The 21,695-nt window shown below is 68.9% G+C and carries 18 protein-coding genes; 8 read left to right on the top strand and 10 right to left on the bottom strand.

What is annotated here, in order from left to right; translation table 11 throughout:
• The first annotated feature begins 77 nt into the window (after window positions 1–77).
• Complete coding sequence (locus ACLJQ7_RS10020; protein ID WP_410647814.1) at window positions 78–1,055, top strand: ATP-binding cassette domain-containing protein; 978 nt, start codon at window positions 78–80, stop codon at window positions 1,053–1,055.
• Window positions 1,052–1,852, top strand: coding sequence for an ABC transporter permease (locus ACLJQ7_RS10015; RefSeq protein ID WP_410647813.1), 801 nt, complete (start codon window positions 1,052–1,054; stop codon window positions 1,850–1,852). Before ACLJQ7_RS10020 ends, ACLJQ7_RS10015 begins: the two co-directional genes overlap by 4 nt.
• 64 nt (window positions 1,853–1,916) lie before the next feature.
• Here the strand turns inward: ACLJQ7_RS10015 and ACLJQ7_RS10010 are convergent, their stop codons facing one another.
• Window positions 1,917–5,102: a BTAD domain-containing putative transcriptional regulator gene (locus tag ACLJQ7_RS10010; protein ID WP_410647812.1), complete on the bottom strand. Its 3,186-nt coding sequence runs from the start codon at window positions 5,100–5,102 to the stop codon at window positions 1,917–1,919.
• Between the two features lie 196 nt (window positions 5,103–5,298).
• On the opposite strand from ACLJQ7_RS10010, the gene ACLJQ7_RS10005 reads away from it, so the two are divergent.
• Window positions 5,299–6,714: a M1 family metallopeptidase gene (locus tag ACLJQ7_RS10005; RefSeq protein WP_410647810.1), complete on the top strand. Its 1,416-nt coding sequence runs from the start codon at window positions 5,299–5,301 to the stop codon at window positions 6,712–6,714.
• Between the two features lie 26 nt (window positions 6,715–6,740).
• Entirely contained in the window at window positions 6,741–7,376 is a 636-nt protein-coding gene (pcp, locus tag ACLJQ7_RS10000) for a pyroglutamyl-peptidase I (RefSeq protein ID WP_410647809.1), read from the top strand.
• On the opposite strand, the gene ACLJQ7_RS09995 is transcribed toward pcp, so the two are convergent.
• Entirely contained in the window at window positions 7,377–9,137 is a 1,761-nt protein-coding gene (locus tag ACLJQ7_RS09995; protein ID WP_410647808.1) for an Hsp70 family protein, read from the bottom strand.
• A gap of 333 nt (window positions 9,138–9,470) precedes the next feature.
• A complete protein-coding gene (locus tag ACLJQ7_RS09990; RefSeq protein WP_410647806.1) occupies window positions 9,471–12,029 on the bottom strand; it encodes an ATP-dependent Clp protease ATP-binding subunit in 2,559 nt (852 codons plus the stop codon).
• A gap of 346 nt (window positions 12,030–12,375) precedes the next feature.
• On the opposite strand from ACLJQ7_RS09990, the gene ACLJQ7_RS09985 reads away from it, so the two are divergent.
• Window positions 12,376–13,203, top strand: a complete 828-nt coding sequence (locus tag ACLJQ7_RS09985; RefSeq protein WP_410647805.1) for a (2Fe-2S)-binding protein — start codon at window positions 12,376–12,378, stop codon at window positions 13,201–13,203.
• On the opposite strand, the gene ACLJQ7_RS09980 is transcribed toward ACLJQ7_RS09985, so the two are convergent.
• Complete coding sequence (locus tag ACLJQ7_RS09980; RefSeq protein WP_410647804.1) at window positions 13,200–13,781, bottom strand: TIGR03086 family metal-binding protein; 582 nt, start codon at window positions 13,779–13,781, stop codon at window positions 13,200–13,202. The two genes, ACLJQ7_RS09985 and ACLJQ7_RS09980, sit on opposite strands and share 4 nt — an antisense overlap.
• A 66-nt stretch (window positions 13,782–13,847) precedes the next feature.
• Between ACLJQ7_RS09980 and ACLJQ7_RS09975 the strand changes: the two genes are divergently transcribed.
• The gene (locus tag ACLJQ7_RS09975) at window positions 13,848–14,687 is read left to right on the top strand and encodes a DUF6597 domain-containing transcriptional factor (protein ID WP_410647802.1); all 840 of its coding nucleotides are present in this window, start codon (window positions 13,848–13,850) and stop codon (window positions 14,685–14,687) included.
• Window positions 14,688–14,693: 6 nt separating this feature from the next.
• Here ACLJQ7_RS09975 and ACLJQ7_RS09970 read toward each other — a convergent pair whose 3' ends face one another.
• Together ACLJQ7_RS09970 and lysS are read right to left on the bottom strand one after the other, a co-directional pair.
• Window positions 14,694–15,047 (bottom strand): histone-like nucleoid-structuring protein Lsr2, encoded by a 354-nt coding sequence (locus ACLJQ7_RS09970; RefSeq protein WP_005165380.1) that lies wholly within the window; start codon window positions 15,045–15,047, stop codon window positions 14,694–14,696.
• 153 nt (window positions 15,048–15,200) lie between these two features.
• Window positions 15,201–16,712, bottom strand: a complete 1,512-nt coding sequence (gene lysS, locus ACLJQ7_RS09965; protein WP_410647801.1) for a lysine--tRNA ligase — start codon at window positions 16,710–16,712, stop codon at window positions 15,201–15,203.
• A gap of 96 nt (window positions 16,713–16,808) precedes the next feature.
• On the opposite strand from lysS, the gene ACLJQ7_RS09960 reads away from it, so the two are divergent.
• A complete protein-coding gene (locus ACLJQ7_RS09960) occupies window positions 16,809–17,582 on the top strand; it encodes a methyltransferase domain-containing protein (protein WP_410647800.1) in 774 nt (257 codons plus the stop codon).
• Window positions 17,579–18,343 (top strand): class I SAM-dependent methyltransferase, encoded by a 765-nt coding sequence (locus ACLJQ7_RS09955; RefSeq protein WP_410647799.1) that lies wholly within the window; start codon window positions 17,579–17,581, stop codon window positions 18,341–18,343. The genes ACLJQ7_RS09960 and ACLJQ7_RS09955 overlap by 4 nt, the downstream gene beginning before the upstream one ends.
• Window positions 18,344–18,389: 46 nt before the next feature.
• Here ACLJQ7_RS09955 and ACLJQ7_RS09950 read toward each other — a convergent pair whose 3' ends face one another.
• The 4 genes from ACLJQ7_RS09950 to ACLJQ7_RS09935 are packed head-to-tail and all read right to left on the bottom strand — an operon-like array spanning window position 18,390 to window position 21,560.
• Window positions 18,390–19,208 carry a type III pantothenate kinase gene (locus ACLJQ7_RS09950; RefSeq protein ID WP_410647798.1) on the bottom strand — a complete coding sequence of 273 codons (819 nt, stop codon included), beginning with the start codon at window positions 19,206–19,208 and terminating at the stop codon, window positions 18,390–18,392.
• A 4-nt stretch (window positions 19,209–19,212) separates the two neighbouring features.
• Window positions 19,213–19,707 carry an aspartate 1-decarboxylase gene (gene panD / locus ACLJQ7_RS09945; protein WP_410647797.1) on the bottom strand — a complete coding sequence of 165 codons (495 nt, stop codon included), beginning with the start codon at window positions 19,705–19,707 and terminating at the stop codon, window positions 19,213–19,215.
• 12 nt (window positions 19,708–19,719) lie between these two features.
• Window positions 19,720–20,628, bottom strand: coding sequence for a pantoate--beta-alanine ligase (gene panC, locus ACLJQ7_RS09940; RefSeq protein WP_410647795.1), 909 nt, complete (start codon window positions 20,626–20,628; stop codon window positions 19,720–19,722).
• On the bottom strand, window positions 20,625–21,560 hold the full coding sequence (locus tag ACLJQ7_RS09935; RefSeq protein ID WP_410647899.1) for a Rossmann-like and DUF2520 domain-containing protein: 936 nt from the start codon (window positions 21,558–21,560) through the stop codon (window positions 20,625–20,627). Before ACLJQ7_RS09935 ends, panC begins: the two co-directional genes overlap by 4 nt.
• Window positions 21,561–21,695: the final 135 nt, after the last annotated feature.

The raw sequence follows: 21,695 nt of genomic DNA, 5'->3' as shown, positions 1-21,695 counted from the left end.
CTGCCAGCGCGCTGTGCGCGGTCTGCCAGGCCCGGGGTGCACCTTTGTCCACGGGGCGAGATCCACAGGAGGAAACGATGACTCACGCGATCAGGGCCGAGGGCCTGGTCAAACACTATGGGGAGACGAAGGCGCTCGACGGGGTCGATCTGGAGGTCCCGGCGGGCAAGGTGGTCGGGGTGCTGGGGCCGAACGGCGCGGGGAAGACGACCGCCGTCCGGATCCTGGCCACCTTGATCCGGCCGGACCGCGGCCACGCGAGCGTCTTCGGATACGACGTCGTCAAGAACCCGATGGCGGTCCGGAGCATGATCGGGCTGACCGGGCAGTACGCGTCGGTCGACGAGGACCTTTCCGGTACGGAGAACCTCGTCCTGATCGGCAGGCTCCTGGAGTTCTCGAGGGCGGACGCGAAGAAGCGCGCGGCCGACCTGCTGGAGCGGTTCGAACTGACCGACGCCGCCGGACGCGCGATCAAGACCTACTCGGGCGGAATGCGGCGGCGGCTCGACCTCGCCGCGAGCCTGGTCGGCCGTCCCAAGGTGCTCTACCTGGACGAGCCGACCACCGGGCTCGACCCGCACGCCCGCAACGAGGTCTGGGCCGTGGTCCGCACGCTGGTCGCCGACGGCACGACGGTGCTGCTCACGACGCAGTACCTGGAGGAGGCCGACCAGCTGGCCGACACGATCACCGTGTTCGACCACGGGCACGTCGTGGCGAACGGGCGCGCCGACGAGCTCAAGCGGCGGACCGGCGGCCAGACGCTGCAGGTCCGGCCGTCCGCGCTCGCCGACCTCGACGCCGTCGAGCGCATCCTGACCGGGCTCACCGGGGCCCGGCCGAACCGGGACGACGACACCGGGCTGCTCACCGCGCCCGTCGCCGACCCGGTCCTGCTGTCCACGTTGGTCCGCAAGCTCGACGAGGCCGGGATCACCGCGGACGAGCTGGCGCTGCGGCTGCCCAGCCTCGACGAGGTGTTCCTCGCGCTGACCGGCAAGAAGACCGATGAGTCCACAAAGGACACGACTCCGGAAGGGAGCCTGGTATGACGACCATCGCGATGCCCGCACCACCACGGCGCGTCTCACCGTCGAGCAGCGTGCGGCACGGGCTTTCCCTTGCCTGGCGCGGCATCCTGAAGATCCGCAAGAACCCGGAGCAGCTGGCCGACGTCACCATCGCGCCGATCATCTTCCTGGTCATGTTCGTCTACCTGTTCGGTGGCGCGATCATGGGCAGCACCGAGGGTTACCTCCAGATGATCGTGCCCGGCATCATGGTGTTCAACATCCTGCAGGCCAGCATGACCGTCGGCGTCCAGCTGAACACCGACGTCACCAAGGGCGTGTTCGACCGGTTCCGCGCGATGCCGATCGCCAGGTCAGCGCCGCTGATCGGCGCCGTACTGGCCGATATCGTGCGGTACCTGGTGTGCCTGGTCGTGCTGATGGTCGTCGCGACGATCATGGGCTACCGCGTCCAGACCGGACCGGCCGAATTCGCGCTGGCGATCGTGCTCGTCATCGCGTTCGCGCTGGCGTTCTGCTGGGCCTCGGTGTTCGTCGGGATGCTGGTGAAGAGCCCCGGCGCGGTGCAGGGCCTGATGTTCGTGGTGCTGATGCCGCTGACCTTCGGCAGCAACGTCTTCGTCCCGACCGGCACCATGCCCGGCTGGCTGAAGGCGTGGGCCGACATCAGCCCGGTGACGCAGATGTCCGACGTCCTGCGCGGGCTGATGAACGGCGGGCCGATCGCCGGTCCGCTGACCGGTTCGCTGATCTGGATGGCGGCCGCGGTCGCGGTCTTCTTCCCGCTCGCCACTTGGGCTTATCGGAAGCGCGTCTGACGGGGGTCAGGGGGAACGCGCGTGAAGGCCCCCTTCCTTCGGCTCAGCCGAGGGAAGGGGGCCTTCACGCGCTCGCTTCCTGACAGACCCAGGAGACCAGGTCGGCTCGGGTCAGGCCGGCGTCCTGGACGAGGAGCTCTTCGTAGCGCTCCTCGCCGAAATGCTCGCGGAGATCGTCGATGAGCTGCCGGATGCCGGGCTCCCCCAGGTCCAGCCTGCCGCGCAGGAGCTTCGCCGCGCCGAGCAGCCGCACAGCCGCCTCGGGCTTCTCCTGCCGGAACCGGATCAGGCCGCAGACCTCCACGATCCGGCCGAGGTCGGCCATGTCACCGCGCTCCGCGGTCGACTTCACGACCACCGCGGCCCCGCGCTCGGCACCGTCCAGATCTCCGGCGGCCAGCGCGATCTCGGTGTCGATGTACCCGCCGAACTCGTCGCCGAACAGGCCCGGCATCGGCACCGTCGCCATCCGCTCGCGGAACCGGGCGCCGACCGCGCGTGCCTCGTCGATCCGCCCGGCGCGGCTGAGCAGATCGGCCTTGCCCACCAGCACCATCACCGCGAGCTGGTCGTTTCCCGTGTCGATCGCGTAGCGCTCCGCGTCGCGCATCTCGCGCATCGCCGTCTCGATGTCCCCGGCCCGCGCGTACTCTGTCGCGAGCCGCCAGCGCTGCTGGATCACGTCGTCCTGCGAGCCCAGTTCGAGCGCGAGGGCGAGACCTCGCCGGTACAGCGCGATCGCGGCCTCGTGATCGCCCGACATCGAGATGTCGCTCGCCTTCATGCCCACGGCCATCGCGGTGCCCCAGCGGTCGCCCACGGCCGTGAACCCCTCGTAGGCCCTGTCCCTTGCCCGCTCCGCGCCCTCGGGGTCGCCGTCGTCGGCGAGCAGGAAACTCTGTGCCCACGACCCCGCCGACCTGGCCCACGGGTCCGGGCTCGCCAGCGCCCGCTCGACCTCGCGGCGCGCGAGTTCCTTGTTCTGGCTGAAGAAGGCCAGCATGGGCAGGCCGATCGCCAGCCCGGCGAACCGGGTGTACGCGTTCGTCCGCACACAGTCGTCGACGAGCTCCCGCACGGCCTCGGGATCGCCGACGCCCGGCACCATGCCGGTGATCGCCCGCATCGCCCGGAACGCGGCCGCGAAGTCGTCCTCCAGGCGGTCTCCGAAGGTGAGCACTTCGTCGACGAAGGACTCGCCCCGGTCGCTGTCGCCCTTGACCAGCCAGTACCAGAAGGTCCCGCCGAACAACCGCGTCGCCATTGCCACGTCGCCGGCGTCGATGGCTTGCCGGAGCGCCGTCACGATGTTGCCGTGCTCCGCGTCGTAGCGCGAGATGGCGATCAGCTGATCCGCCGTTCGCAGCATCGGCTCCAGCCGTTCGACGAGCTGGACGTAGTAGCGGTGATAGGCCTTCGTCAGCTGTTCCCGCTCTTGGACTTCATCGAGACGTTCCGCCGCGTAGGCGCGGATGGTCTCCAGCATGCGGTATCGCGGCTCGCCGTGGTCTCCGGCGATGGCGTCCACAATGGACTTCTCAACGAGCGAGCCGAGGACGTACAGGACGTCTTCGGCGAGCAGGCCGTCACCGGCGCAAACGCTTTCGATCGCTTCCACCTCGGCGCCGGCCCCGAAGACCGACAGTCGCCTGGCGAGCACGCGTTCGGCGTCGTCGAGCAGGTCCCAGCTCCACTCGACGACGGCCCGCAGCGTGCGCTGCCGGGGCAACGCGGTCCGGCTGCCGGAGGTCAGCAGGCGGAACCGGTCGTCGAGGCGCCGCGAGATCTGCGCGACGGTCATCGACCGCAGGCGCGCGGCGGCCAGTTCCAGCGCCAACGGCATCCCGTCCAGCCTGCGGCAGATCTGGGCGACACCGTCCACAGTGGACTCATCGAGGACGAAGTCCGGGCGGACGGCCACCGCCCGGTCGACGAACAGCCGGATCGCGCCCGCCTCGGCCGCCTGGGAAACGGTCGGCGTGCCTTCCGGGACGGACAGCGGACCGAGCGGGCACAGCGTTTCGCCGTCGATGGCCAGCGCTTCCCGGCTCGTCGCGAGCACGCGCAGAGTCGGCACGCGGCGCAACAGGGTGTTCGCCAGCTCCGCGGCCGCGTCGACCAGATGTTCGCAGTTGTCCAGCACCAGCACCGATTCACCGGCCCCGAGCGTCTCCACGGCCCTGGCCAGCGCGTCCACCGGGCGGCGCATCGGGTCGCCACCGTGCGAAAGACCGAGATCCCACAGCTCCAGCGCGGCGAACACCGCGCCGGGCAGGTCTCCCGGGTCGCGGACACCGGCGAGCGGCACGAACCAGACGCGTCCGCGCGCGTGCGCCGGATGCCGCGTCGCGACCTCGGTGGCCAGCCGCGTCTTCCCCGCGCCGCCGGGCCCGACGAGCGTCACCAGCCGCGCACCCGAGAGAAGTTCGGCGACCAGCTTCAACTCGTCGTCACGGCCGACGAAACTGGTCAGCCGGACCGGGAGGTGATCGGTGGCCGCGAGCGGCGGGCCGAGTTCACCGCGCAACGCGGCGAGATGGATCTCCCGGAGCTCGGCCGACGGGTCGACGCCGAGCTGATCGGCCAGCGCCGCCCGGACCTCCTCGTAGACGGCGAGGGCGTCGGGCTGCCGGTCCGCCGCGCACAGCGCCCGGATCCACAGCCCGGCGAGCCGTTCACGCAGCGGGTGCCGCGTGGCCGCCTCCTTGAGATCCGCGAGCACCCGGTCGTGCCCGCCCAGCCGGATCTCCGCCTCGAAACGGTCTTCGGCGGCTTCGAGCCGCAGGTCCTCCAGCCGGGTCGCCGGCGCCTGCGCGAACGGGGCATCGAGCACGTCGGACAGCGCCTGACCACGCCAGAGCCCGAGCGCTTCGGCGAGGACCGCGGCCGCACCGGCGTCCCGTCCCGCCGCCAGCTCCGTTCGGCCCTCTGCGGCCAAGCGCTCGAAGCGGACCACGTCGACGTCCTCGCGGGCGACGTCCAGCCGGTAACCGCCGGGGCCCGAGTCGAGGGCGACGTCTTCGGCACGCAGGACCTTGCGCAACCGCGAGACCAGGGACTGCAGCGCGTTCGCCGCGTCGGCGGGCGGCTCCGCGCCCCAAAGACCGTCGACGAGGGCCGCGGCGGGCACAGCGCGTCCGGGCTCCAGCGCGAGCCTGGCCAAGAGCATGCGGAGGCGGGCACCGCCGATGTCGACCGGGGTGCCGTCACCGGCCTCCGCTCCGACCGGGCCCAGCAGCGTCACACGCACGACCCCCAGCTTTCCAGAAGCCGCGAACGCTTACCCCAGTCAGGCTGTGTCTCTCGGAGCGCGCTGTCGAACTCCGGACCCCGATCAAGCGACGGAAGTGGGGATTATCCGGGCACGAAGGATCTTTCCGGGCGGACGGCCGAGGTCGCGGCGCTACGTTCGTGACCGAGTCACAGCCGATCGACTGGGAGCGTGAATGAGGTACCGGAGTACGGCCGTCATCGCCGCCGTTCTGGCCGCGAGTGTCCTCGGCGGCGGGACCGCCCTCGCCGACACCGGGAAACCCGGCGCCGACGGCGCGGGCGACAGCTACTACCCACAGGACGGCAACGGCGGCTACGACGTCGCCGACTACAACCTGAAAATCGGCTACGAGCCCGCCACCAAGCAGCTCACCGGCCTCCAGACGATCACCGGCCGCGCCACCCAGGCGCTGAGCACGTTCAACCTCGACCTGCACGGGCTGACCGTCGACTCGGTCAAGGTCGGCGGGCGGAAGGCGACCTTCACCCGGACCGGTGACCACGAGCTCGTGATCACCCCGGCGCGTCCGCTGCGGAACCACGAGCGGTTCACCGCCGAGATCGTCTACCACGGCGTCCCGCAGCCGATCGAAGATCCGGCGCTGGGCGAGAACGGCTGGCAGTACGCGAAATCCGGCGGTGCGTTCGTCGCGGGCGAGCCGAGGTCCGCGACCACCTGGTACCCGGTCAACGACACCCCGCGGGACAAGGCGACCTTCCACCTCGCCGTCACCGTTCCCTCGGAATGGGGCGTCATCTCGAACGGCCGCGAGCGCGGGAAGTTCGCTTCGGGGAAGAACACCACGTACGTCTGGGCCGAAGAGACCCCGGCCGTGCCGTACATGACGACGGTCGCGATCGACAAATGGGAGTTCGAGCGGACGAAGCTGTCCGACGGCACCCCGGTCGTCAACGCCTACGCCCCCGGCACCCCCGCGTCGACCAAGCAGGCCGAGGCGCGGCTGCCGGAGATCATCGACTTCCTGGCGTCGAAGTTCGGGCGCTACCCGGTGGACGCGGCGGGCGGTATCTTCCTCGCCGAGCCGATCGGGTTCTCGCTGGAGACGCTGAGCAGGCCGATCTACTCGGGCGCGGCGGGCAACGTACCGACAATCGTGCACGAGAACGCCCACCAGTGGTGGGGCGACTCGGTCGCCGTCGACAAGTGGAAGGACGTCTGCCTCAACGAATGCTTCGCCTCGTACGCGGAATGGCTGTGGTCGGAGGCGAAGTCGGGCCAGGACCTCAAGGCGCGTTACCTGACCGCCGTGCAGAAGGCGACGGACCGCTTCTGGGCCGGGAAGCTGTACGACATGGGGCCCGGCAACGAGTTCACGTACGTCTACTCGAAGGGCCCGGTGGCCCTGCACGCGCTGAAGAACTACATCGGCGCCGCGCCGTTCGACCGCATCCTGAAGACGTGGCCCGCCATCCACCGCGACGACAACGCGAGCCTGCCGGAGTTCCAGAAGTTCGCCGAACGCGTCGCGCACAAGAACCTCCAGGGCTTCTTCGACGCTTGGTTCTACGGCAACACCAAGCCGGCGCCCGAGTACCTCTACCCGGGGGATCTCAAGCCGGCCGCCTGAGGGGCGTCACACGTTAGGGTGAGGGCATGACGTCAGTGCTCCTCACCGGTTTCGAACCGTTCGGCGGTGAGCGGGTGAACCCGTCCTGGCAGGCGGTTTCCCTGCTCACCGGCCGTCGGCACGACACCGTCGCCGTCGAGCTTCCGTGCGTTTTCTCGCGTTCGCTGGTCACCTTGCGCGACGCGATCGACGAATACCGCCCGGAACTGGTGATCTGCGTCGGACAGGCGGGCGGGCGTCCCGACGTCACCCCGGAGCGGGTCGCGATCAACCTGATCGACGCCCGCATCCCGGACAACGCGGGCTCGCAGCCCGTCGACGTCCCGGTGATCCCCGGCGGGCCCAACGCGTACTTCACCACGCTGCCGGTGAAGGCGTGTGTCACCGGGATCAAGGCCGCCGGGCTTCCGGCGTCGGTCTCGCACACCGCCGGGACGTACGTGTGCAACCAGGTCTTCTACGGCCTGATGCACTTGCTGGACAACGACTTCCCCGGGGTACGCGGCGGTTTCGTGCACGTGCCGTACACGCCCGAGCAGGCGGCGCGGACGACCGCGCCGAGCCTGGCCGTGCACCGCGCCGCCGAGGCGCTGGAGATCATCGTGGAGACCGCGCTTTCGGTGACCGAGGATCTTTCGATCCCGGCGGGCACCCTGCACTGATCAAGGCTTGAGCTGCGTTGTGAAGAACTCGACCATCTCCGCCGTCGTCCGCGCGGAGCCGTCGTTGCGGGTCGAGACGAGCATCGCGCTCAACGGCGCGTCTTCGGTCCCGAAAAGCACGATGCCACTTCGCGCGCCCACGCCCGCCAAGTAGCGCCCCCGGAGCCCGTCTGCCGCCCAGGTGCCCTCCGCGGGCTTGCCCTTGGTCATGCGCTGCCGGACGCCGTCCTCCAGGCCGGTCATCGCGACGCCCTGGTAGTAGTTGATCGCGTTCGATCCCTTGTCGTCCTTGAAGACGCAGGTGACCGCCGACGCCGCACCCACCGTGGCGGCGGCGTCCGGCGCGTCCCGGCACTCGTCCCGCTGCGGGATGACGGCGGCGATCCGGCGGAGACAGTCCGTGAATCCCTGCGCGTCCTTCGCACCCGGCTGATCGCAGCCGCCCGGTTTCGCCAGCGCCGGTCCGGCGACCGGCTCGTCTCCGCCGCCGCTGAGCAGGACGATCGTCGTCACGATCGCCGCGAGAGCGAGCACGATGACGCCGTAGGTCGTGGGCTTCTGCCAGTTCCGGCCCGGCGGTGGTGGCGGCGGCGTCCAGCGCGGGGGCTGCGGGCGCCGCGGCGGTTGTTGTGGCGCCGCCTGCTGCCGCACCGGCGGCGCGACCGGCGCGAAGGCGGGCACGGTCAACTGGGAGTCCTCGCCACCGGCCGGCACGTGGAGCAGCCCGAACGCGACCGCCGTCTCCGGCTGATCCTGCGTCGTCGGCGCGATCCTGAGCTGATTCGCCAGCAGACTCGCCAGCAACGGCATCCGGCTCGGCCCGCCGACGAGGTAGACGCCACCGAGCCGGTCCGGGGACAGCCCGGCGCGGCGGATCGTGGTGGCCAGAAGCTCGGCGCTGCGCAGGAAACTCGGCCGGACGAGCGCCTCGAGCTCCGTCCGCGTCACCCGCACGTCGCCGAACGGCTCCGGCATCGGGATCTCGGTCTGCTGATGGCGGGACAGGCTTTCCTTGGCGTCACGGACGTCCTGCAGCAACGACCGGCGCGTCCGGCGGTCGCTGACCGACTGCGGGCGCAGGATCCGTTGCCAGCGCGCGGGTTCGGAATGCGAAACCTCGCGGCCGATGTGCACCAGCAGCGCCTGGTCGATGTCGAGACTGCCGAGATCGGGCAGCCCGTCCTCGGCCAGCACGGCGAACCCCTGTGCGCTGACACCGACCACCGCGCAGTCGAAGGTGCCCGCCCCGAGGTCGTACACCGCGATCGGACCGGGCGGCCGGTGACCGTTGCCGAGGGAGGCGTAATGCGCGGCGGCGGCGACCGGCTCGGGAATGAGCATCGTCGTCCCGAAACCGGCCTTGAGCGCGGCGTCGCGGAGGATCTGCTTGCGATCCGGGCCCCAGCCCGCAGGATGCGAGATGCGCACCTGGGCGGGCGGACGCTGGAGGAGCAGCTCGGCCTCTTCGCCGACCCGGCGCAGGACCGCGGCGAAGGCGTCGGCGATGGGGAGCGAGACGTCACCGAGCTGGAGCGCGCCCTCGTCGATGCGCCGCTTCGGATTCGCCTCGAACCGGCTCGGATCCAGCCGGGCCCGGCGTTCGGCGTCACGACCGACGAAGACCGTGCCGTCCTTGTCGACGTAGATCGCGGACGACATCGTCACCGACCCGTCGATCTCGACGACCTGCGTCCCCCTGCCGTGGATCGAAAGCACCCCCACCGTGCTGGAGGTACCGAAATCGATCGCCAGAACGTCCACCTGACCCCCTCCCGGACCCGAGGGCATCGTCTCACGCCCCCCGATCACGCGAGTTCCGCCTCTGATCACGCGAGTGCGCCGCCCAATCACGCGTGTCGTCCGCCCAATCACGCGTGTCGTCCGTCTGATCACGAGAGTCGTCCATCCACGCACACAGGCCCTCTGCGCGGGAAAGGCGAACTCGCGTGATTGAGCGCGGAACTCACGTGATCGGGAGGCCGACTCGCGTGATCAGAGGGACGACACGCGTGATCAGACGGACGACACGGCACCCGAACGCGAAAGTGCCCGCCGCGGCCAACCCGCGACGGGCACTTCCGGAACTGAAAGGACTTACTCGCCCTCGGCTTCGCCGTTCTCTTCGGTCGAGCCGGCGCCGATGCTCACCGGCGGGGCGTCCGGGACCGAGGAGGGCCGGGCTTCGCCGCGGAAGACGAAGTGCGCCTTGTCGTCCTTCTCGCCCTCTTCGTCGTTCCAGCCTTCGACGTCGACCAGGATGATCTGGCCGGCCTGGATCTCGCCGAACAGGATCTTCTCCGACAGCTGGTCCTCGATCTCGCGCTGGATCGTGCGGCGCAGCGGCCGCGCGCCCAGCACCGGGTCGAAGCCGCGCTTGGCGAGCAGCGACTTGGCCTTGGGCGTGAGCTCGAGCTCCATGTCCTTGGCCTTGAGCTGCTTCTCGACCCTGGCCGCCATCAGATCGACCATCTGGATGATCTGGTCCTTGGTCAGCTGGTGGAAGACGATGATGTCGTCGATCCGGTTCAGGAACTCAGGCCGGAAATGCTTCTTCATTTCCTCGTTGACCTTTTGCTTCATCTTCTCGTACCGGTTGGCGGTGTCGCCTCCCTGCGAGAACCCGAGCGAGACGGACTTGGAGATGTCCGAGGTACCCAGGTTCGAGGTGAAGATGAGCACGGTGTTCTTGAAGTCGACCGTACGACCCTGGCCGTCGGTGAGGCGGCCGTCTTCGAGGACCTGCAGGAGCGTGTTGTAGATCTCCTGGTGGGCCTTCTCGATCTCGTCGAACAGCACCACCGAGAACGGCTTGCGCCGCACCTTCTCGGTCAGCTGACCGCCCTCTTCGTAGCCGACGTAGCCCGGAGGGGCACCGAAGAGCCGCGAAGCGGTGTAGCGGTCGTGGAACTCGCCCATGTCGATCTGGATGAGCGCGTCGTCCTCGCCGAACAGGAACGCCGCGAGCGCCTTGGACAGCTCGGTCTTACCGACACCGGACGGGCCGGCGAAGATGAACGAGCCGGAGGGGCGCTTCGGGTCCTTCAGGCCGGCGCGGGTGCGGCGGATCGCCTGGGAGACGGCCTTGACCGCGTCCTCCTGGCCGATGATCCGCTTGTGCAGCTCGTCCTCCATGCGGAGCAGACGCGTGGTCTCCTCCTCGGTGAGCTTGAACACCGGGATACCGGTCCAGTTGGCGAGGACCTCGGCGATCTGCTCCTCGTCGACCTCGGCGACGACGTCGAGGTCGCCGTCCTTCCACTGCTTTTCCCGCTCGCCCTTCTGGCCGAGGAGGGTCTTCTCCTCGTCGCGGAGGCGGGCGGCGCGCTCGAAGTCCTGCGCGTCTATCGCGGACTCCTTGTCCCTGCGCACGTCGGCGATCTTCTCGTCGAACTCGCGCAGGTCCGGCGGCGCGGTCATGCGGCGGATGCGCATCCGGGCACCGGCCTCGTCGATCAGGTCGATCGCCTTGTCCGGGAGGAAGCGGTCGTTGATGTAGCGGTCCGCGAGGGTGGCCGCCTGCACCAGCGCGCCGTCGGTGATCGAGACGCGGTGGTGCGCCTCGTACCGGTCACGGAGACCCTTCAGGATCTCGATCGTGTGCTCGAGCGACGGCTCGCCGACCTGGATCGGCTGGAAGCGGCGCTCCAGCGCGGCGTCCTTCTCGATGTACTTGCGGTACTCCTCGAGCGTGGTCGCGCCGATCGTCTGCAGCTCACCACGGGCCAGCATCGGCTTCAGGATCGACGCGGCGTCGATCGCGCCCTCGGCGGCACCCGCGCCGACGAGCGTGTGCAGCTCGTCGATGAACAGGATGATGTCGCCGCGGGTCTTGATCTCCTTGAGCACCTTCTTGAGGCGCTCTTCGAAGTCACCGCGGTACCGGGAACCGGCGACCAGGGAGCCGAGGTCGAGGGTGTAGAGCTGCTTGTCCTTCAACGTCTCGGGCACCTCGCCCTTGACGATGTTCTGCGCGAGCCCCTCGACGACGGCGGTCTTGCCGACGCCGGGCTCACCGATCAGGACCGGATTGTTCTTGGTGCGCCGCGACAGCACCTGCATGACCCGCTCGATCTCTTTGCCCCGGCCGATGACCGGGTCGAGCTTGCCTTCGCGGGCCTGCACGGTCAGGTTGCGGCCGAACTGGTCGAGCACCAGCGACGACGACGGGGTGCCTTCACCGCGTCCGGAGCCGGTCTCGGTCGACTCCTTGCCACCCTGGTAGCCCGACAGCAGCTGCAGGACCTGCTGGCGCACCCGGTTGAGGTCCGCGCCGAGCTTGACGAGCACCTGTGCGGCGACGCCTTCACCCTCGCGGATGAGCCCGAGCAGGATGTGCTCGGTGCCGATGTAGTTGTGGCCGAGCTGCAGCGCTTCGCGCAGGGACAGCTCAAGCACCTTCTTGGCCCGCGGGGTGAAGGGGATGTGCCCGCTCGGGGCCTGCTGCCCCTGGCCGATGATCTCCTCGACCTGCTGGCGGACGCCCTCCAGCGCGATGCCCAGCGATTCCAGCGCCTTGGCGGCGACACCTTCACCCTCGTGGATCAGACCCAGGAGGATGTGCTCGGTGCCGATGTAGTTGTGGTTGAGCATCCTGGCCTCTTCTTGGGCCAGGACGACCACCCGCCTCGCGCGGTCGGTGAACCTCTCAAACATGTGCACTCCCTCGACTGCTGCGACGGCGGCCCGTTTCCATCGTGCTTTCACCGCGATGGATTCAGCACCGTGAGACCACTCTAGTAGCCATGCGGTCGCGCTGGCGTACCACTACGGCCGATTGCGGCCCGTTCGCGCCCCGGCCGTTCTCCGGCCGTGCGCTCTTTCATCTTCCGGTTGCCCTGCACCTTTACGTCAAGCCCAACGTGCGAAGGCGCGCCCGGATTCCGTCGGACGGGGGTTGTCCGCTGAGCGCGAACAAGGGTCTGCCCAGTGGTTGGACACCCGTCCGGAGTAGTCACGGACCGTATGTAAGGTTAGCCGTACCTAATGACGGGAGGCCGGTGTGTCACAACACTACGCTCTCGCGTCCCCGCCGGACGGGCTCCGGGTATCGCTCTCCAGGCTGCCGGAGGGCGCCGGGCTCCGCGGAGACGTGCCGGACGGAGAGCCGGGCTGGGTCCGCTGCGGCGACCTGCTCGGCGATCCGGCGCGGCTCGTGCGGTGGCGGGAGCGGCTGGCCCGCTGGCTGGCCGAGACGTATCGGGAAGCCCCTGTGATCCCCGAGCGGACCCCGGCGAGCTGGATCCTGTCCTGGTACCTGCACGTCCCGGCCCTCGCCGGCGCGATGCTGCTCCACCACGGACGCCGCGTGCCGTCGCTGGCGCCGTCCGCGCTGGCGTTCCGGATCGGGGCCGACCGGCCCCATCCCGACTCCGTCGCCGTCCTCGACCCGGACCTCCGCGGTTTCCACTGCCTGCCGACCGATCCGGGCTCGGCGCATCCGCGGGCCGTCGTGGTCCCGGACGAGCGGGCGCTGGCGACGGTGCTGCGGGGCAGGTTCGTCGCCCACGCGAGCCGGTTCATCGACGTCTACGGGCCACTGACAAGGCTCGGGCGACGGCAGTTGTGGGCGGCCGCCACGGACGCGCTCGACAACGCGCTGTGGTCGGCGGGGCGCCTCGGCGGGACCCCGGAGTCCGAGGGCGCCGGCGTCGCGGACGCCGCCTTGGTCCTCGAAGCCCGGTTCCCGCCGCTGACGTCGCCGTCGAAGCTGACACTGGCCATGGGAGCCGACGGACGCCGTGAGTGGACGAGAAACCGCGAAAGCTGCTGCTTCAACTATCTGCTTCCCGCGGAATCGGAATGCGGCGGTTGCCCGAGAATTCGTTAAGGCTTCCAGCCGGGGTCACGTCCCGTCGCGCCAAGGGCGCGCTCGAACGTCGTCGCGTCCTCCGCGACGGCCACTTCTTCGCCGTACACCTTCATCGCGCGCGCCTGATCGCCGATCTCCAGCGCGATGGCGTACACGGCGTCGGCGACTTCGGGGAGGACGGTGAACTCCGCGCCGGCCGCCCTCGCGAGGTCCCAGCCGTGGAAGACGAACTCGTCCAGCACCATGTACCCCGCCATGGACGCGGGCATCGGGTTTCCCCCGAAGGTGGTCTGCCCCTGCCACGCCTCCGGCGCGCCGAAGACGTCCACGAGGCGCGCGGTCTGCTTTTCGATGCCGCCGAGCCAGTCGCCGCCGACGAGGTCCGCCTCGGCCTCGCCGGTGGACACCTCGGGCGGCGCCGTCTTGCGCCCGGCTGCTTCGAGCCAGGGACCCCAGTAGAGAAGGTGGTTCAGCAACGCGCGGACGTCGTATTCGGCGCACGGGGTCCGGGCGGAGAGGCCGGACTCGCCGATCCCGCGCAGGATTCCGGTGAATTCCGCGGCGGCGGGGGCGATCAGGGCAGCGTGTTCGGACATGAGGGCATGAGTTCACGGGACCCGGCGCGCTGTCTTGAAGAAACGCGACAGGGATAGGTTGAGCCGGTGAGCGGGCACCGGATCCCGGCGGGGATCGTCAACGCGCGGGAGGCGAAGTTCAGCCTCGTCCGGCATCGCCCAACGCCGGAACTGCGCCCGTTCGTCGACCACCACTGGGTGCTGCGCTGGGACCTGAGCGGCCGACCGCCGCACGAACAGGTCGTTCTGCCCAATCTCGCGGTGAACGTCACATTCTTCCGCGACGCGGCGGGCGCGTTCGGCCCGGGGAAACGACCCTTCCACTACACCGTCGCCGGCACGGACCACGGTATCGGCGTGCGATTCCGGCCGGGAGCTTTCCGGGCATTCCTCAGCGGTCCGGTCTCGATGATCTCCGGCGGTTCCGTTCCGCTCACCGATCTCTTCCCCGGCGCCGGAGGAGTGACGGAATCGGTACGGAATGCGACGAACGACTTCGAAATGGTCCGCCGGTGCGAGGAACTGCTCCTCACGAAAGAGCCCGTGCTCACCGCCGCGGCCAGGACGGCCGTCGACGCGGTCGAAACAATCGCGGCCCATCCGGCCATTACCAGAGTCGGCGAGCTGTCAAGCCGGACGGGCCTGTCTCACCGGAGCCTGCAACGCCTGTTCGCCGAACATGTCGGCGCCGCCCCCAAATGGGCGATTCAGGTATACCGCTTGAACGAAGCGGCGGCACGGATCGCCGCCGAGGAACGGCCGGACTACGCGGAACTGGCGACCACGCTGGGCTATAGCGACCAAGCGCACTTCATCCGGGATTTCCGCTCCGTGACCGGATGGGCGCCCACCGAGTACGCCCGCTTGAACCGTGTACAAGAACAAGAAAGCCGCCGGGAACGGATTCCCGGCGGCCGTCAGGTCTGAAAGACCTCAGTTCTTCTTGTGGTAGGCCTCCACGACCTCGGACGGGATACGTCCGCGGTCGGAAACCTGGAAGCCGTTCTTGCGGGCCCAGGCGCGAATGGCCTGGTTCTGCTCGCGGTCCACGGTCGCGGGACGGGCGGCGGCCTTCACACCGGCGACCGGACGAATGGCGGTGCGCTTACGGCCACCCGCGCGACGGGCGTGCTCCACATACTGGGCCAGCGCGTCACGAAGCTCTTCCGCGTTTTCCGCGGAAAGGTCGATCTGGTAGCTCACACCGTCCAAACCGAACTCGACGGTCTCTTCCGCCTCAGTGCCGTCGAGGTCGTCGACGAGCGAGACGAGCACCTTCTGTGCCATCTGTTTCCTCCTGCTGGGGGCTTACACGAATGATCTGGTACGGGGCATGCCCCGGACAGAAGACTTTGTCTAGCGACATTAATACCCGCTGCCGAGACATAACGCAAATCTTGTTTACGAGAACGATCGAGGTATCTCTGTCACGCGGACGGGTTATTCGGGTCGGACGAGCGGGAACAGGATGGTCTCCCTGATACCAAGGCCGGTCAGCGCCATCAGCAACCGGTCGATCCCCATTCCGACACCACCGCTCGGCGGCATTCCGTACTCCAGCGCTCGGAGGAAATCCTCATCCAGGTTCATGGCCTCACTATCGCCCTGCGCACCCAGCCGAGCCTGTTCCACCAGCCGCTGACGCTCCACGACGGGATCGACCAGCTCGGAGTATCCGGTGGCCAGTTCGAATCCGCGCACGTACAGATCCCACTTCTCGGCGACCCCCGGCTTGCTGCGATGTTGCCTGGTCAGCGGGGATGTCTCGACCGGAAAATCACGGACAAAAGTAGGTTCGTGGAGATGATCGCCGACGAGATGTTCCCAAAGTTCTTCGACGAGTTTGCCGTGGCCTAACTTCGGGTCGAGCTCCAGCTCTCGTGCTTCGGCATAGGAACGCAGCTTGTCCGCCGATGTCTCGGGAGTGACCTCTTCCGACAACGCCTCGGACAACGACTCGTACATTCCGAGTGTGGTCCACTCGCCGGACAGGTCGTACTCCGAACCGTCGGCGAGAGTGACCACCTGAGTACCGAGAACGTTCTGCGCCGCCTCCTGGACGAGCTGACGCGTCATCACCGCGTTGGAGTCATAGGTCGCATACGCTTCGTAGTACTCGAGCATCGCGAACTCGGGCGAGTGCGACGAGTCGCTGCCCTCGTTCCGGAAGTTCCGGTTGATCTCGAAGACCTTCTCGATACCGCCGACCACACAACGCTTGAGGTACAGCTCCGGCGCGATCCTCAAGTAGAGGTCGAGGTCGAAGGCATTCGAATGCGTGACGAATGGCCTGGCCGCCGCGCCGCCGTGCAGCGTTTGCAGCATCGGGGTCTCCACCTCGAGGAATCCCCGGCCGTGAAACGAGTCACGCAGGGAACGCAGCACACCGGCCCGGGTGCGGACCACGTCCCGCGCCTTGGGACGCACGATCAGATCGACATAACGCTGCCGGATCCGCGTTTCCTCGGCCAGGTCTTTGTGCGCCACGGGCAACGGGCGCAATGCTTTCGACGTGATCCGCCACGAGTCGGCCATCACGGAAAGCTCACCGCGCTTGGAGGTGATGACCTCGCCGGAGACGAATACGTGATCACCGAGATCGACATCGGACTTCCACGCCGCGAGCGCGTCCTCGCCCACCTTCGCGAGGCTGAGCATCGCCTGCAACTCGGTGCCGTCGCCTTCACGGAGACTCGCGAAACACAGTTTGCCGGTATTGCGCATGTACATGACCCGGCCGGTGATGCCGACGATCTCGCCGGTGGCGGTGTCGACAGGGAGACCGGAATGCTTCGCGCGGACTTCGGCCAGCGAGTGCGTCCGGGGCACCTCCACCGGATACGGATCGATACCCTCCGCGATTATCCGGTCGCGCTTGTCCCGGCGCACCCGCATCTGTTCCGGCAGGTCTTCGTCGGGGCTCACGCCCTCGGATGCGGGGATTTCAGTCATGGCGCACAGCGTACGAACCCGCCGGTTCCCTACGCCAACCGGATTACCTTTTCCGGGTCCGGACCGGCCGGTTTTCTCTCCATTAACCTGGATCGCGTGAACTCATCCACTCCTGGCATCGAACCCGAACTGCACGCACGCCGCGCCGCCTCGTTCGGCGCGAAGGCCGCCGCCTATGCCGCGCATCGGCCGGACTATCCGGAAAAGGCACTGGCCTGGGGGCTGGCCGGCGCCCGGCACACGCCGGAACGGGTACTGGACCTCGCGGCCGGGACCGGGAAGGTCAGCGAAGGGCTGCTCGCGCTGGGCGTCGAGGTCACCGCGGTGGAGCCGGACGACCAGATGCTCGCGCAACTGAAGAAGGCGCTCCCCTCCGTGACCCCGCTCATCGGGACGGCCGAGGAGATCCCGCTGCCCGACGGTTCCGTGGACGCCGTGGTCGTCGGCCAGGCCGTCCACTGGTTCGACCTCGACCGGGCCTACCCGGAGATGGCCAGGGTGCTGAAACCGGGCGGTGTCGTCGCCGCGCTGTGGAACCACGACGACGAGTCGACCGGGTGGCTGGCGGAGTTGAACACGCTGATCAAGACATCGATGAGCAGGCGCTGGCTGAGTGACTACGAATCGCTGCCGGAACACGAAGCCTTCGAACCGTTCGAGAAGAAGACGTTCGGCCACAAACACCCCAGGACCGCGGAGACCCTGGTGGCGACGCTCGCCACCCATTCGCACATGCTGGTGGCCTCGGCGGAAGAACGGGAAGCCAAACTTCGCACGGCGCGGGAATTCCTCGAGCGGAACCCGGAAACCGCCTCGGGGGAATTCGACCTGCCGATCACCACCACCGTCTTCCGGGCGCGTAAGCGATGACCGACTGGAAGGCGACGTTCACGGCGACGTTCGGCGCTCCCGCGTCGGCGGTGTCCGCGCGGATCTGGGCCGAGGTGTACGGCGACGAGTACCCCGCCGAGCTGGACACCTACAGCTTCGTGACCCGGACGGACCTGCGCCGCATCGCGGCCGAAGCACGGCTCGAACCGGGCGGGCGGCTGGCCGACATCGGCTGCGGGCGCGGCGGTCCCGGGCTGTGGGTCGCCGCGCGCACCTACGCGACGCTCACCGGCGTCGACATCGCGGAGACGGCGCTGGCCTCGGCGCGGCGTCGCGCGGAGCTGATGGACGTCGAAGCGACCGAGTTCCTGGTCGGCGATTTCCAGGAAACCGGACTGGACGACGCGTCGTTCGAGGCGGTGATGAGCGTCGACGCGCTGTTGTTCGCGCCCGACAAGCGGCGTGCCTGCGCGGAGTTCGCGCGGATCCTCGTGCCCGGCGGGCGGCTGCTCGTCACGACCTGGGACTTCGACGGGCAACCGGTGAACCGGCCGCCCCAGGTGGCCGACCACCGGCCGCTGCTGGAAGCGGCGGGATTCGACGTCCTCTCCTATGAGGAGACACCGGACTGGCGTGCGAAGCAGCGGCGGACCGTGGAGCTCTCGCTCGCGCGGGTGGCGGAACTGGCCGCTGAATCGGGGCAGGATCCGGCGCAGCTGCGGGCGAGCCTGGAGCAGACCCTGCGGAACCAGGACCTGATGACGCGGCGGGTCCTGATGGTCGCCTCCCGCCGCGTTTAGTCCTCTGAATGCGGTACTTGCCCACGCAAGTACCGCATTCAGAGGACTAAACGCGGCGGTTGCGGTCGTAGACCAGCCGGAGGCCCAGCAGCGTCAGCTCCGGGACGTGCTCGGTGATCGTCTCGGACTCGTCGAGCACCAAGGGCGCGAGGCCGCCCGTCGCGATCACCGCGACCGGATCCGCCCCGCCGGGCGCGAGCTCGCGCTTGATCCGCTTCACCAGGCCGTCGACCTGGCCGGCGAAACCGTAGAGGATGCCGGATTGCAGGCATTCCACGGTGTTCTTCCCGATCACCGACCGCGGGGGCACCAGCTCCACCTTGCGCAGCGCCGCGGCCCGTGCGGCCAGCGCGTCGACCGAGATCTCGATGCCGGGCGCGAACGCGCCGCCGAGGAACTCGCCCTTGGCGGAGATGGCGTCCACATTGGTCGAAGTCCCGAAATCCACCACCACACAAGCGGTGTCCGGGTGCAGATGGTGCGCGGCGAGGGTGTTCACCAGCCTGTCCGCGCCCACCTCCTTGGGGTTGTCCACCAGGAGCGGCACGCCGGTGCGCACCCCCGGCTCGACGACGATCTTCGGCACTTTGGCGTAGTACCGCGAAAGCATGACGCGCAGCTCCCGCAGCACGGCGGGAACCGTGGACAGCGCGCTGATCCCGGAGATCGCGTCCGCGTGCGAGCCGAGGAGCCCGCGCATGGTCAGCGCGAGCTCGTCGGCGGTCATGCGCGCGTCGGTGCGCATGCGCCAGTCGCTGATCAGCTCCGAGGTGCTCTTTCCCGCCGAGGAGCCATCAGCACGAGCGTGCCCGGAGTACAGCCCGAGCACGATGTTGGTGTTGCCGACGTCGACCGTGAGCAGCAAGGGCTCAGCTTTCGGCGTGCAGCAGCGCGTCGAGACGGCGGGCGTCGGCGGTTTCGGCGACCGGGAAGGTCATCGTGTCGTCGTCGGCCAGCGTCACGGTGCCGCTCAGCAGACCGGAGCCCTCCGGCGCGTGCCCGGGGTCGGCGCCCTTCTCGACGATCCGGTTGTCCGCGTCGACGAAGACGACCCGCGGCCGGAACGCGGCCGCCTCGGCGTTCTCCATCTGCGCGTACGAAATCAGGATCACCAGATCACCCGGGTGCACCAGATGTGCCGCGGCGCCGTTGATGCCGAGCACCCCGGTGCCGCGTTCGCCCGCGATCACGTACGTTTCGAGCCGCGCGCCGTTGGTGACGTCCACAATGGACACCTGTTCGCCCGGCAGCAGATCCGCCGCGTCCATCAGGTCCTCGTCGACGGTCACCGAGCCGACGTAGTGGAGGTCGGCCTGGGTGACCGTCGCCCGGTGGATCTTCGATTTCAGCATCGTGCGGTACATCGTGGACTCTCCCTATTCCCCTGCGTCCAGCGCGTGTTCCGGATGGTCCGCGGCGGCACCGAGCACCACTCCGACGTTGTCGATCAGCCGGGTACTCCCCACCCTGGCCGCGATCAGCAACCGCGCTTCACCGTCCACGGGCGCGGGCCCGAGGTCGGTTCCCCTCAACTCCAGATAATCGACCTCGACCCCCGCACGCGCGGCGAGGGTCTGCCTGGCGGTCGCCAGCACGGCTTCCGCGCCGTCGCGTCCGACGAAGGCACCCGCGGTGAGTGCCGCCGACAACACGATCGCGTCCTCGCGCTGTTCCGGAGTCAGGTAGACGTTCCGCGAGGACAACGCCAGCCCGTCGCGTTCCCGGACCGTCGGCACCCCGATGACGCGGGTGTCGAAGTTCAGGTCACGCACCATCTTCTTGATCAGCACCAGCTGCTGGTAGTCCTTCTCCCCGAAGAAGGCGTAGTCCGGCCGCACGATGTTGAACAGTTTCGCCACCACGGTCAGCACGCCGGCGAAATGCCCCGGCCGCACCGCGCCTTCCAGCTCGTCGCCGAGCGCGCCGGGATGCACCTTGACGGTGGCCCCCTCGGGATACAGATCCGACGCCTTGGGCAGGAAGCCCAGCTCGACGCCGTCCTCCTTCAGCACCTCGAGATCCTTGTCCAGCGGACGCGGGTACGCCTCGAAGTCCTCGCCCTCCCCGAACTGCAGGGGATTCACGAAGATCGACGTCGCGACGACCGTGTTCGGCAGCCGCTTCGCGCGGCGGATCAGCTCGCGGTGGCCCGCGTGCAGGGCGCCCATCGTGGGCACGAGCGCGACCTTGCGGCCGACGCCGTGCAGGGCACGCGTCACCTGGCTGACCTGCTCGGGCGGCTGGAAGGTGTGCAGCGTGCCTCGGGCGAATTTCGGTGTGGTCACTGGTTTTGCTGCCCTTCGGCGGGATCTGCGGGATCGGCGGGATCACTGAGGAGTTCGGTGAGCTCGGCGGCGGCCGAAGCGTCCAGGAGCCCGGCGGCGTCGCCGCGCGCCAGCGTGCGCTTGGCCAGCGCGCGGTAGCTCGGGGCGATGTCGGGGCCACGTTCGGCCAGCACCGCGAGATGCTTACGCACGGTGCCGAGATCACCACGGGCCACCGGCCCGGTCAGCGCCCGGTCCCCGTGTCGTAGAACATTATCCAACGCCGCCGACAACAACGGAGCCACCAGGCGTTCGGGCTGGACGATTCCCGCCTCCCGCAACAATTCCGCGCAATCGGCGACCAGGGTCATCAGGTGGTTCGCGCCGTGCGCCAACGCCGCGTGATAGAGCGCTCGCGCTTCGTCAGGGACCCGGACGGGCTCCGCGCCCATCTCCACGGTCAGCGCCTCGCCGACGTTCCACGCCGCTTCGTCACCCTCCGTGGCCGTGACGCCGATGCTGCAGGTGGCCAGCCTTTCGAGGTCTTCGGCGCGGCCGGTGAAGGTCATCACGGGGTGCAGGGCCAGCGGCAGCGCCCCGGCCTCGGCGGCGGGCGCGAGGACGTCGATCCCGTGCGAGCCGGAGGTGTGCACGACGATCTGCCCCGGCCGGAGGGATCCGGTGGCGACGAAACCGCGCACCATCCCGGCGAGCGCGTCGTCCGGAAGGGCCAGCAGGACCAGGTCGGCCCGTCGGGCGACCTCGTCGGGTGGCAGGAGGGGCACGTCGGGGAGCAGTTGCTCCGCCCGGCGCACCGAGGCGCTGGAAAGGCCCGAAGCGGCGACGACCGTATGCCCGGCCCTGGTGAGCGCGGCGCCGACGACACTGCCGACACGCCCCGCGGAAACGACGCCGACGGCCAGGCGAGCGGGCCTCATCATGGCGTGCGCCAGTGGACGCTCATGGTCGAAAACTCCTCAACTCGTTCCAGTCCCGCTCTGCGGTCGCGGGTACCAGACGACGGCGCGAGAGTAACCCTCCGGCACGCGTCTGAACCGGCCCCCGTGACCAGCTTCACCTGACAGAGG

It is taken from the genome of Amycolatopsis sp. cmx-4-54 (genome assembly GCF_046548895.1).
GTDB lineage: Bacteria > Actinomycetota > Actinomycetes > Mycobacteriales > Pseudonocardiaceae > Amycolatopsis.
This window is presented reverse-complemented; position numbering and strand designations above follow the sequence as displayed.

What these genes read in the sequence shown, in the direction of transcription:
- ACLJQ7_RS09980 (WP_410647804.1), bottom strand. Translation starts at nt 13,781, where the DNA reads ATGTCCGAACACGCTGCCCTGATCGCCCCCGCCGCCGCGGAATTCACC.
- panD (WP_410647797.1), bottom strand. Translation starts at nt 19,707, where the DNA reads ATGTACCGCACGATGCTGAAATCGAAGATCCACCGGGCGACGGTCACC.
- ACLJQ7_RS09990 (WP_410647806.1), bottom strand. Translation starts at nt 12,029, where the DNA reads ATGTTTGAGAGGTTCACCGACCGCGCGAGGCGGGTGGTCGTCCTGGCC.
- lysS (WP_410647801.1), bottom strand. Translation starts at nt 16,712, where the DNA reads ATGACTGAAATCCCCGCATCCGAGGGCGTGAGCCCCGACGAAGACCTG.
- ACLJQ7_RS10005 (WP_410647810.1), top strand. Translation starts at nt 5,299, where the DNA reads ATGAGGTACCGGAGTACGGCCGTCATCGCCGCCGTTCTGGCCGCGAGT.
- pcp (WP_410647809.1), top strand. Translation starts at nt 6,741, where the DNA reads ATGACGTCAGTGCTCCTCACCGGTTTCGAACCGTTCGGCGGTGAGCGG.
- ACLJQ7_RS09970 (WP_005165380.1), bottom strand. Translation starts at nt 15,047, where the DNA reads ATGGCACAGAAGGTGCTCGTCTCGCTCGTCGACGACCTCGACGGCACT.
- ACLJQ7_RS10020 (WP_410647814.1), top strand. Translation starts at nt 78, where the DNA reads ATGACTCACGCGATCAGGGCCGAGGGCCTGGTCAAACACTATGGGGAG.
- ACLJQ7_RS09955 (WP_410647799.1), top strand. Translation starts at nt 17,579, where the DNA reads ATGACCGACTGGAAGGCGACGTTCACGGCGACGTTCGGCGCTCCCGCG.
- ACLJQ7_RS10015 (WP_410647813.1), top strand. Translation starts at nt 1,052, where the DNA reads ATGACGACCATCGCGATGCCCGCACCACCACGGCGCGTCTCACCGTCG.